Source organism: Microcoleus sp. Pol7_B2, from assembly GCF_036701035.1.
Taxonomy (GTDB): Bacteria; Cyanobacteriota; Cyanobacteriia; order Cyanobacteriales; family Microcoleaceae; genus Microcoleus.
The window spans coordinates 46825-58153 of sequence record NZ_JAUBQB010000044.1 but is presented as its reverse complement, the minus strand read 5'-3'; the positions used below and the strand labels follow the sequence as shown (position 1 = coordinate 58153).

9 protein-coding genes are annotated in these 11329 nt (G+C 45.8%); 3 read left to right on the top strand and 6 right to left on the bottom strand.

What is annotated here, in order from left to right; translation table 11 throughout:
• The first annotated feature begins 437 nt into the window (after window positions 1–437).
• Window positions 438–785 carry a DUF4915 domain-containing protein gene (locus QUA57_RS17390; protein WP_333062432.1) on the top strand — a complete coding sequence of 116 codons (348 nt, stop codon included), beginning with the start codon at window positions 438–440 and terminating at the stop codon, window positions 783–785.
• A gap of 87 nt (window positions 786–872) precedes the next feature.
• Here QUA57_RS17390 and QUA57_RS17385 read toward each other — a convergent pair whose 3' ends face one another.
• On the bottom strand, window positions 873–1511 hold the full coding sequence (locus QUA57_RS17385) for a pentapeptide repeat-containing protein (RefSeq protein ID WP_333062433.1): 639 nt from the start codon (window positions 1509–1511) through the stop codon (window positions 873–875).
• Between the two features lie 57 nt (window positions 1512–1568).
• On the opposite strand from QUA57_RS17385, the gene QUA57_RS17380 reads away from it, so the two are divergent.
• Window positions 1569–2114, top strand: coding sequence for a phosphatase domain-containing putative toxin (locus tag QUA57_RS17380; protein WP_333062436.1), 546 nt, complete (start codon window positions 1569–1571; stop codon window positions 2112–2114).
• A 264-nt stretch (window positions 2115–2378) separates the two neighbouring features.
• On the opposite strand, the gene blaOXA is transcribed toward QUA57_RS17380, so the two are convergent.
• The 5 genes from blaOXA to rnhA form a co-directional block, all read right to left on the bottom strand.
• On the bottom strand, window positions 2379–3251 hold the full coding sequence (gene blaOXA, locus QUA57_RS17375; RefSeq protein ID WP_333062438.1) for a class D beta-lactamase: 873 nt from the start codon (window positions 3249–3251) through the stop codon (window positions 2379–2381).
• A 146-nt stretch (window positions 3252–3397) separates the two neighbouring features.
• Window positions 3398–3811, bottom strand: coding sequence for an MAPEG family protein (locus QUA57_RS17370; RefSeq protein WP_333062440.1), 414 nt, complete (start codon window positions 3809–3811; stop codon window positions 3398–3400).
• A gap of 183 nt (window positions 3812–3994) precedes the next feature.
• Window positions 3995–4459 (bottom strand): DUF3037 domain-containing protein, encoded by a 465-nt coding sequence (locus tag QUA57_RS17365; RefSeq protein WP_333062441.1) that lies wholly within the window; start codon window positions 4457–4459, stop codon window positions 3995–3997.
• Window positions 4437–5225 (bottom strand): HipA family kinase, encoded by a 789-nt coding sequence (locus QUA57_RS17360; RefSeq protein ID WP_333062444.1) that lies wholly within the window; start codon window positions 5223–5225, stop codon window positions 4437–4439. Before QUA57_RS17360 ends, QUA57_RS17365 begins: the two co-directional genes overlap by 23 nt.
• Before the next feature lie 246 nt (window positions 5226–5471).
• A complete protein-coding gene (gene rnhA, locus QUA57_RS17355) occupies window positions 5472–6389 on the bottom strand; it encodes a ribonuclease HI (protein WP_333042079.1) in 918 nt (305 codons plus the stop codon).
• 81 nt (window positions 6390–6470) lie between these two features.
• Here rnhA and QUA57_RS17350 point away from each other — a divergent pair, with 81 nt between their 5' ends.
• Window positions 6471–11243, top strand: a complete 4773-nt coding sequence (locus tag QUA57_RS17350) for a CHAT domain-containing protein (protein ID WP_333062446.1) — start codon at window positions 6471–6473, stop codon at window positions 11241–11243.
• Window positions 11244–11329: the final 86 nt, after the last annotated feature.

The following is an 11329-nucleotide window of genomic DNA, read 5'->3' as shown; positions in this document are numbered from 1 at the left end:
CACTACAATGCACTGATTCGTTCTGAGCCTTCTAGTTGTTGAATATGTCTGCTTTTTCTCTATCCTTTACTAAATAGCAGTACCACATCTCCGAGCCTCAAACGATATCTGTCATGATATCAATGTGCCAAATAATCTGTATTTTTAACTATCAAATTAGATGCGCTTACCCTGGTTAATTATCCTAATTTTGGTGTCTTCATGCACAGCCTGCTTTTTTACTCTAAAGCGACTGCTTGGGTTATTAGCTGTTGCAGTTGTTCCTAGTCAACTCCTATTAGCCGTTTAGCCTCTTGTAGGTTTTTAGTGATGTATTCTAGTAGCGAACTCATACTCAGCCCCGAAAAAAAGCTATTTTACCATCTCTCCCTACTCTTTATTTTATTTTTCGGAGATGTATTTTACTTTTTACACAAGTCTATCACATCTTTAAAAAAATGATATTAGACACAGGAAAATTTGAGGCAATTACGTTTTGTCCGGGATATGTCCGAGGACTAGCTTTTTGGCAACAGTGGGCAATTGTTGGACTCTCGAAACCTCGTGGAGGTGACAACATTTTTAGCGGTTTAGAATTGGATGAGTTGTTGCTCGTCAAGGATGCTGAGGCTCGCTGTGGTATGATGGTGATTGATTTGACGAATGGGGCGATCGTTCACTGGTTGCGGTTTGAAGGAATTGTCACAAAACTCTATGATGTACAAGTGATTCCTCAAGTACAAAAGCCGATGGCGTTGGGTTTTCACACTGACGAAATTGCTCAGTTAATTACTTTGGAACTTTAACCGCAGATGGTGGCGGATTAACGCAGATAAGTGTTGACAGGATGTACGCAGAGGGTGTGAGAGAAAGTATTTAAGCGGGATTGGGTCTTACTCAAAAATCGCCCCATCTAAGCTTGTTTCTCTTAAGTCTGTTCTCGCTAAATTAGCACCTCTTAAATCGGTACCTCTTAAGCAAACATTGCTTAAATCTGCATAACTCAAATCAGCACCTTTGAGATTAGCATCAGATAAATTGGTTCCTGATAAATTCGCCCTCACAAGTTGCGATTTACTCAAATTGCTGCCACTCAAATTGGCTGCTGGCATCTGTGCTGCCATTAAGTTTGCTTTGCTTAAATTAGTGCCGCTGAGGTTAGCCAAATTTAATTTAGCATAACTCAAATCAAGGTTTTCCAAGCAAAGTTCGCTCAATTGCGCGCATCGCAAGTTAGCATTAATAAAAAACCTGTCTCCAACCGCATAACGGCGCAGCAATTCGTCAACTTCCAGCCGAATTAAAACGGGTTCGCAAGTATTTTGGTAGCACCACGATGTCTCCAGCAAACGGGCGGCTGCTTCAATTGCTACCTTGTCGCATTTAGAGAGCACCAAACTATTGCACCCATCCCACTCACCGTTGAGCATGAATGCCATCTCAGAAGCTGCTGCACTTGAGTCGCATAACAAAACAGTTTCTGGTTTGGGTGGCAGCCAGTTCATTAAACCGATCGAGCTGTTGTTTTTCACTGTAGATTCAGGATTTGTGCGTCTTTCTTAATTATAGGTAAAAATATTGAAAACAGTATGCACAAATTCGCTGCGGCTTCAGAGAATGAATTAATTGTGTTTGGTGCAGCCAGACCAGGATACCGCGATGCAGAAATTGCTCGGTGGATTGAATTTATGCAGGGGCATAATATCAAGCAAGTTTGCTGCTTGCTTGCTCAGACGCAACTCATCCGCTACAGTGACTTACTGGGAACATATCGGAAAATATTTGGGTGCGATCGAGTTTGCTGGGCACCGATCGCAGACTTTGAATTGGTCGATCGCGATATTTTAATAGATCGAATATTGCCGTTCTTGGAATCGGCAGATAGCAAAGGCGAACGGGTGGTAGTTCACTGTTCTGGGGGGATCGGACGTACAGGACAGGTTTTGGCTGCTTGGTTGGTCAGCGGGCGGGGATTGTCTAACAAACAGGCGATCGCAGCAGTAAAAAAAACTGGCAGAAATCCCTATGAAGCAGCGATCGTAGCTTGTTTGAAAGGCCGAAACCCCTGGCTAGTCGTTGAAGAACTTAATGCTCTCTTAGATGATTGTCGCCTTGCTGCGAGGAATGATACATAGCACTATACCAACTATATATATAGCAATCCTCGCATCATTTGTGAGTTTCTTGCTCCCTCCCCTTGGTAAGGGGAGGGTTGGGGTGGGGTAAAAAATTTAGACTCTACAAGGATTGCTATATGTGCCAATTGCGTAAGTCCTAAAAGATTTAAAAGACTCGGCTTCCTACGATCGAACTCAGGCATCGAATAAATGGCTGTTTTGGCTGTCACTGTTAGCCTATCCGCTAGCGTTTTTGCCAATATAAGAGAACAAATAACGCAGTTACAGCAGCGCAATAGCCTTGAAGCAACGGCGCGTTAACTCGATTCTTGCAGGTGCGTCATTATTGTTGCGGATGTCAATGTTTGTAGCAAAAAAGTAAACATTTTTATCCTTTTCTAAATAACCTACATACCAGCCAATTTGAGGCTTTGTTTGTTCTCCAAAATTTGCCCATCCTGTTTTGGCTCTAATTGTGTAATCGGGAGTTTGTTCAACAATTATGATGTCTTTAACCAGAGACAGCGATCGCTCAGAAAAGGGTAAGTCGTTTTTGTAGAGACGGCGGAGAAATTGAATTTGCTCGTTGGGTGTGATTCGCAGTTCTCCTTCTAACCAGAATTTGTCAATATCGTCTTTGTTACCGATTTTTTGGTTGCCATAACCGACTTTAGCTACCCATTTTTGCATTTGCTCGTGTCCGACTCGGCGGGCGAGAACTTGGTAAAACCAAACGGCGGAAAGTTTCATGGCTTCTCTCATATTCAAGTCTCGATTCCATGCGGGAATTGGCCTTTGAGTTCCATCCCAAGTTAGCAGGGCAATTTCATTTGAAATCACCCCTGTTTCTAAGGAAATTAGAGAGTTGAGAATCTTAAATGTAGATGCAGGTAAAAAAGCTGTGGCGTTACGCTGCGGGTTGTGTTGATAAAGCCGATCGCTATTCAAATCATAAATTGCGATCGAGCCTTCAACTCCTAATTCTTGAAAGTGTCGTCCAAAATTCATTGTCTCAGCAACATCTCCTCCCCGTCGTGGAGACTCTTGCACTGGAGGTGGTACGGTTAAGGCTGATTGCGGTGGCCCAACTAAAACAAAAGTAATGCAGCCTAATACAATTAAAATAAGAGCGATCGCGCGAGATGTTCGGTTCATAAACTTCAATAAGTTAGCCAACTCACAGGCAGTAATGTCATAGGCGCTATTTGTAAAATGCGTCTGACTTACGCTGTGTAAGAAACAATTAAGGTTTGTCCTGACGCCACCTACTATATAGAGGTTGCAATTGCGTAATTTCTCAACTATAAAACTGCCCTAATAGTTAAGGCTACCAAACAGCTTAACTGAATTACTAAGCTGAAGAACCGAAACTTTGGATCGAGGCCAGCGATGTGAATCACTGAATGTACAAGCCGAAATAGGATGTACACAACAATCAGCAAATCTACTGCTGCTCCTGAAACACCCCTAACTGTTAGAAGAAAAACAACTCCCAAATACAAAGGCAGGTTTTCTATCAAGTTGGATTGTACTCGAAATAGTCGCCAAAGCAAGCTGTCGTCGTTTTGCGTGCCGAAATCTTTTACAGATCCGCCCGCCGATAGATGCCGAATCCTAACTGTCAGCAGCATAACAACAACTGCGATCGTCCACAGGATGAAAATTGTTAAACCCCAGAGAGGGAAAGTCATATTTGTCGGTTCAATTTGCATCATCTTTCTACCTTGCGAAACTGCTGCTAACACTTTAGAAAAGTTATCGGTCAAGACTCTTGTTCTGGCATTCTCATTTTTAGCTAAAACAGCTTGAGGATGCTTCTATTCTGGCTGTTTTGGGAAATCGATAAATCGATATATCGCCCACCAAGCTCACAGCAGCATCTAACCGACAAGCTGACGCTAACTAGAGTGCGATCGCATCTCCTGAGTGTCAATTCCCGCCGCTAGCAACCGAGCCTTTACAGAGGGTTTTCGGCTTGACGGTCGCACCATTGTATCAAGCAAGTGTTCGATCGCACCCGGTAGACTCTGGCAAAAACCAGTGTGTACCCGCGATGTCTGAACGATCGTGCTGCGGGGGGCTACAAGCCAGTGAAAGCGCTCTCTGTGGGGAAGCTGACCGATCGCGCCAGCTTCCTTGCCGCCTGCACAAATGATGGGAATGACTGCTAGGTGATTGCGAATCATTTCCAAATCCAACGTTGAGTCGATCGCCATCAAGCGCTGTTCATCAATTTCAATACGGGCTTCGAGGAATTTTTTCGTACCGCAGGAAACGATCGCCCCCACGTTGATAAACTCCTCGCGCTCGACTTTGGGAACGACACGGATAATGGCGTAATCATAAAGAAATCGATCTGGCACTAATCGCTTCCTCCAAAAAAATATGTGGTGATTCTAGCCGATTTAGCAGGTACTCGATATAAGCATTCCGATGTTGGTTGCTATCGCTGAAAGGAGAATCTCCCACCAGCCAAGTATCAGGAATTAGTTTAACAATGTTGCAAATTATGTCCGGGGTTAGAGTTTGACTCATCTTTGAATTTGCCGCTTCCAGCGTACTGGCAAAACGCAGTAGAACGTGGTCTTTGATTGGCGGAAAACGATCGCGGCTGCGCGAGAGATAATCTTTCCAGGTGTGGTGGAAGTAGAGGGCTGCACCGTGATCTATCAGCCAAAGCCGGCGGTGCCATACCAGCATATTTGCATTGCGCGGCGTGCGATCGATGTTAGTCACAAAAGCATCGAACCAGACGATTTCTGAGGCGAGATCCGCATCGGACTTCCCCGCTATCGGGTCAAAAGTGATCGAGCCCGGAAGATAGTCGAGGGCGAGGTTGAGGCCAGCACTTGCTCGGATCAAGTCTTGAATTTCCGGGTCAGGCTCAGTGCGAGCCAGTTCGGGATCGAGTTCAACAAAGACGAGTTCGGGGACTGGGAGTCCGGATGCGCGAGCAATCTCTCCCGCCACTAACTCCGCGATCAGAGATTTGGCTCCCTGACCCGCACCGCGAAATTTGAGCACGTACAAACCATCATCATCTGCTTCGACGATAGCGGGTAGCGACCCGCCCTCGCGTAAAGGAGTGACATATCTGGTAGCAGTGACTGTTCGCAAGCTAATACTCATGCTATTTTAGATTTTCTATTTGAGATTTTAGATGCAAAATCACTGATTTTATAAGGGTTTGGAGTACGGGCTTACAGACAGTTGGATTCTTTCTTTTAACTGGGACTGATGTTAAGTAGTGTGTTTACTAAACTGATGACTAAAAGGACACAACAATGTTGTGTCCCTACGGAATTTTGCCAAATCTTGCTTTGAGACAGTCATTAGTCATCAGTTATTAATCAACTAATAACTCATGACTAACCACTAATCAGTTGTACTAACGTGGTCGATTCTCTCTAATTGCCAGAGAATTTGGTTGCCTTCGCGCCGCACCCGCGAAACTACCCAATTCCGCCAAACCCAGTTGTCTCCACGACTGGTGACAGCGCTGGCATTGACATCCATCAAATCAGCCAGTTCAGAACTGGTAATCAAGTAGCCTTTCGTCGCAACCTCGTCGGCGATGTGCAACGTTTCGATCAGATTGCGGAGGTCTTGAACCCTCACCTCGCGGGGCAAGTTCTCCAGGGTATCGGCAGTTGAATCCATCATGGTAGAGTTGGAGATCGGAAGGTCAGAAGTTATGACATAGGATTCTATCGTTTTGTTACCAGTTGCGTCCGTTTCTTCCGAAACAATTGTGTTTTCCGAACCTAGAGGCGGTGCGGCCGCGCTGACCAAAGTTCCCGCCTGAGTCTCACCTGCAGTTGGTTTCTGCTGTTGCAGTTCGGGAGTGAGATTGTGCGAGAAGCTGCGGGCGATTTCATCGCATCTGTCGTTGTAGAAGTCGCCGGAGTGACCGCGGACGTGTTCCCACTTGATGTGCCGGGAATTCAGCTTGTCTAGCCGGTGCCAAAGGTCTTGGTTGACAACATCTTTGCCCGTTGAGGTTTTCCAGCCTTTATTTTTCCAGCCTTGAATCCATTTAGTGATGCCGTTTTTAACGTATTCGCTGTCGGTGTAAACGGTGACGGGTTCGGTTTGACCGGAATTGGCAAAAAATTCCAGCGCTGCGACGGCCGCCTGCATTTCCATGCGGTTGTTAGTAGTTTGGGGGTCTCCACCCCCGAGCTCGTGACAGTTGCCGTCGGCGAAGCAAACTACTGCACCCCAGCCACCTGGGCCTGGGTTGCCGGAACAAGCGCCGTCTGTGTAGAGGCTTTTGATTTTGGGAGTTGTCATGAGCGAATTAATTTGTTATTTAGAGGTAACTTGTTTGCAAGTGCGATAATTAAGGCAATTGAGATAGTTTTACTTGCTGCTATGAAAAATGCCAACTTAAAGATTAAAAAGGTCGGGCTATTTATTTGTCCCTTTTCTTTGTTAATTTTTAATACTTTCGCGCAAGCACAGCCCATAGTGCCTGCTGCTGACGGTACGGGTACTGTTGTCACCCCCAGCGGCAACCGCTATGATATCAACGGCGGCAGTTTGTCGGGAGACGGCGCGAATCTTTTTCACAGTTTTGGGCAGTTCGGCTTGAATGAAGGTCAAATTGCTAATTTTCTGACTAATTCGGCTATTCAGAATATATTAGCTCGAATTGCGGGCGGGGACGCTTCGCTAATTAACGGTTTAATTACTGTCACGGGCGGCAATTCTAATCTGTTTCTAATTAATCCTGCGGGGATTGTGTTTGGCCCCAACGCGAGTTTGAATGTGCCGGCGGCTTTCACTGCAACTACTGCGAATGGTGTCGGTTTTGGTTCAAATTGGTTTAATGCTGCGGGTACAAATAATTTTAGCGCCTTGGTGGGTACGCCAAATGCTTTTTATTTTGGTGCGGGTGTACCGGGAAGTATTGTTAATGCTGGCAATTTAGCGGTGACTCCGGGGCAAAATTTGGCTTTGCTTGGCGGTACGGTTGTTAGTACCGGACAGTTGTCGGCCCCGGGCGGGCAAATTACTGTTGCTGCTGTTGGGGGCGGAAATGTTCTCCGCATTAGTCAACCGGGGCATTTGTTGAGTTTGGAAATAGCAAGGGGCGGAAATTTTGGTAATTCTCCACAGACTTTAAATCCTGTTTCTTTGCCGCAGTTGCTGACAGGTACTGGGCAAAATCAGGCGGCGGGTGTTGCGGTTGCCGATGACGGTTCTGTGCGGCTTGTGGGTTCTGGTTTGCAGGTGAATTCTGGGGATGTGGCGATTGCTGCTAATGTGTCTGGGCTGCCGCAGTTGAATGCGGGAAGTGCGAATTTATGGGCTGCGGAAAATCTCACGTTAGCAGGCGCTAGGCTGCAAACTACGGGGGATTTGAGTTTGCTGGGTGGGGATGCGGTGCGGGTCAGGGACAGCGCCCAGAATCCTTTTTTGGCGCAGGCTGGGGGGAATTTATACATTCAGGGATCTCGCACTATTGATATTCTCACTCAAAATGCGATCGGCGGCTTGTCTCTTCCCCCGCAATTCCAAAGCGGTGGCAATTTGAGTTTGGTTAGCAACGGCGTTATTTCGGGGGATTCTCACTTTGTTTCTGGTGGCAATTTTGTGATTCGCAATTTGTCGGGAAGGCCGGGAAACTTGGTCAGTTTATTTGACCCGATTATCAGTTCTGAAGGAGATGTTTTCTTTGGAGATTATACTGGTGTTTCGCTGAAAGTCGAGGCGAAGGGGAGCATTATTGCCGAGGATATTACAATTACCGGCCCCGATATTGCATTGGGTAGGGAAAATGTGAGTGGTGATCCCGATATTGCTACTTTAAGCAGCAGTCCGGCCTTAATTCTGCGGGCGGGAGTGGCAAATCTGCTAAATCCTCCTACTAACAGTTTAGATGAAGATTCGATATTTACAAGCCCACTTTTATCGAGCAATTTGATTTCAGTTGAAAATATTTCAGCCGGTGGGCCTGTAATTTTGTCAGCGCCGGGAAATATCGCCACTAGAGATATTAATGGCGGTCAAATTAATATCGAAAGCAGGGAAGCCGGAGTGCTAGCTGGGGGTAGATTAACGTCTAGTTCGACAATTAATATTCAAGCTAATGACAATATTATATTGACAAGTGACATTTCTCGTGCTGATATCAACGGCAGTATTAGTCTGAATACTGTTCGGGGTAATATCGTCACAGGATCGATCGATACTGGGACTTCCGGGGCGATCGTACTCAGAGCTTTTGGCAATGTGAATTTTGGGACTTTGCAGGGATCGAATGTTGATATTACCAGTAACTCCGCGGCCTTGGGGGTTTTGACTGATGCCAATACCATTGTGCCTAATACTACACCTGTCAATATTACAGCAACTGAGAATATCAATTTGACAGCTTTTAGGGACTTAACGGTCGGCAATCTCACCGCTGCGACTGTCAATGCTAGCAGCAGTACGGGGAGTGTCGCTACGGGGGCGATCGCTACTTCTGGAGATGTCAGAATTGTAGCAGGACAGCAAATCAATACAGGGATAATAACTGTTAATCCTGTCGCCACAAATCCAGTTAATCCCATTATCCCTACAGTCAATCTGGACGCCCTAACTAATATTAGCGTTGATTCCATCAATGCTCCGGCGGCTAGGATTGCTTTGAGAGCAACCAGCAACTTAAATGCACAGAGTTTGCTGGGGGCTTCAGTCGATATCAATAGCGATCGGGGAAATATTGCGATCGGTAATACTACATCTATTGGGAATATTAATATAAGAGGTTCAGGAAATGTAAAGTTAGGGGATTTGCTGGGAACAAAAGTTAATGTAATTAGCACTTCTGGAATTATTGATGTTGGATCCGCTACAGCAACAGAAAATACTGTCAATTTAACAGCGCCGCTGGATGTAACTTCAGGAGATTTGCGGGGAGTTGGAGTTAATGTAACTAGCAATACGGGAAGGATTAATATTGGCAATACCGACGCCACAACAGGAAATGTCAGTTTGACAACTTCTGGCAATGTAAATTCAAGAAATTTGCGGGGAGTTGGAGTTAATGTAACTAGCAATACGGGAAGTATTGATATTGGCAATACAGACGCTACAACAGGAAATGTCAATTTAATAGCGCCGCTCGATGTGAATTCACGAGATTTGCAGGGAGTTGCAGTTGATGTCACTAGCAGCAGGGGAACTGTTAGCACTGGCAATATAGATGCTTCAGGAATAGTGAGAATTTTAGCCGGAAACGAAATCAGAATTGAGCGAATAAATGTTAATTCGATTGGGTTCGATCGAACTCCGACAGTCACTCTTAATGCCCAAAATGATATCAGTGTTTCATCCATAAATGCTCCGGGCGGTAACGTTAATATAGAAACTCCCAATTTTGTTCGAGTAACTGATACTTTCAACAACCAAAACGGCACTCCAGTTAGCATCTCGACTGTTAGGGGCGATCGGGCAGGATCGGTTGCGATTCGCCACGGCGGCGGCGATAGGAACCCGCCGATACCTTTTGTGGAAGGAGATGCGAGAATTAACGGTAGTGCTGCGCCGATCGATGGCGCTGTCAATATTATTCCGCCAACTCCAACTCCAACCCCAACTCCAACTCCAACCCCAACTCCAACCCCAACTCCTTCACCAAATCCAACTCCTTCACCAAATCCAACTCCTTCACCAAATCCAACTCCTTCACCATCGCCAACGGATAGATTCCCATTAGATAGAGGGAGAGCAATTTTTCCAGATCGCAACCAACCCTTGAGTCGCGAACAGCGGCAGAACCAAAACAGAATATCGCGAGATATAGGAAAACCCGGAGAAAGGATGCCGCCCGAAAGAATGCACTCTCCCAGAGAACTGAGAAATTTCATCAATTCAAATATCAGAGATTCAGTTATTCAGTCAGCATTTCGCGGCGATATCGGCCGGAATTTGGAAACCGGCAAAATATCGGCAGCTTTGTCTCTGCTGGACAAATCTTTCAGCCAAGAATTCGGGGAATATTTAGGCATCAACATCAGCGACGAGTTGGTATCCCCAGAGGAAATTAAAAAAAAGTTAGCATCCGTGGGTGCACAAACTGGCACAAAACCCAGCTTAATTTATCTGTTCTCGCAGCGGGAAAAATTAAACTTAGTGTTAATAAATTCTTGCGGTGAAGCGGTGCACAAAAGCGTGCCGTCAGCGAACCGGGAAGAACTGCTGAAAGTTGTAAATGAGTTCAGAGGTGAGATTACCAAACCGGGGGTGCGGGCTACTACGAGTTATCTACCATCTTCGCAACAGCTTTATAAGTGGATGATTGCGCCTTTAGAGGACAGTTTGAAAAACTGCGAAACGGATACTATTTCCTTTGTTGTCGATCGAGGTTTGAGAGGTATGCCCTTTGCTGCTTTGCACGACGGACAGCAATTTTTGGTGGAAAAGTACAATCTCAGCCTAATGCCCAGCATTAATTTAACAGATACTCGCTACGTCGATCTCAGAAATTCTCAAGTTTTAGCAATGGGGGCCTCGGAATTTTCCGAGTTGAATCCTTTGCCTGCAGTTCCTGCTGAAATAGCCGCTATTTCTAGAGAGTGGCCGGGAGTTAGTTTTCTAAATGAGGGTTTCACTTTGGATAATTTGAAGCAACAGCATCAAAGCCGACCTTTTGGGGTTATTCACTTAGCTACTCATGGCGAATTTCGACCTGGAACACCCAATAATTCTTTTATTCAGTTGTGGAATAGTCGGCTGCGACTGGATCAATTGCGGGATTTGAGATTGAATGATCCGCAGGTGAATATGTTAGTTTTAAGTGCTTGTCGGACTGCGGTGGGAGATGCACAAGCGGAGTTGGGTTTTGGGGGGTTGGCGCTGCAAGCGGGAGTGCAAACGGCTTTGGGAAGTTTATGGTACGTGAGTGATGAAGGTACTTTGGGATTGATGAGTGAGTTTTACCAGCAGTTGAAGACGGCGCGAATTAAGGGGGCGGCGCTGCGACAAGCGCAAATTGCGATGTTGCGGGGAGATGTGCGTTTGGAGGGCGGCAGATTGCGGGGTTTGAGTCGGGGTGAGGGAGTGGAGTTGCCGGCTTCGCTGCAAGGGTTTGCGGATTTGAAGTTGTCGCATCCTTATTATTGGTCGGCTTTTGTGATGATTGGGAGTCCTTGGTGATTGGTGATTAGTGATTAGTGATTTGTTATTGGTTGGATATCAATGATTTTTCGGGAAAAGTCGATCGCCCGCAAGCAAGCAAGTTC

What these genes read in the sequence shown, in the direction of transcription:
- QUA57_RS17390 (WP_333062432.1), top strand. Translation starts at nt 438, where the DNA reads ATGATATTAGACACAGGAAAATTTGAGGCAATTACGTTTTGTCCGGGA.
- QUA57_RS17380 (WP_333062436.1), top strand. Translation starts at nt 1,569, where the DNA reads ATGCACAAATTCGCTGCGGCTTCAGAGAATGAATTAATTGTGTTTGGT.
- blaOXA (WP_333062438.1), bottom strand. Translation starts at nt 3,251, where the DNA reads ATGAACCGAACATCTCGCGCGATCGCTCTTATTTTAATTGTATTAGGC.
- QUA57_RS17370 (WP_333062440.1), bottom strand. Translation starts at nt 3,811, where the DNA reads ATGATGCAAATTGAACCGACAAATATGACTTTCCCTCTCTGGGGTTTA.
- QUA57_RS17360 (WP_333062444.1), bottom strand. Translation starts at nt 5,225, where the DNA reads ATGAGTATTAGCTTGCGAACAGTCACTGCTACCAGATATGTCACTCCT.
- rnhA (WP_333042079.1), bottom strand. Translation starts at nt 6,389, where the DNA reads ATGACAACTCCCAAAATCAAAAGCCTCTACACAGACGGCGCTTGTTCC.
- QUA57_RS17350 (WP_333062446.1), top strand. Translation starts at nt 6,471, where the DNA reads ATGAAAAATGCCAACTTAAAGATTAAAAAGGTCGGGCTATTTATTTGT.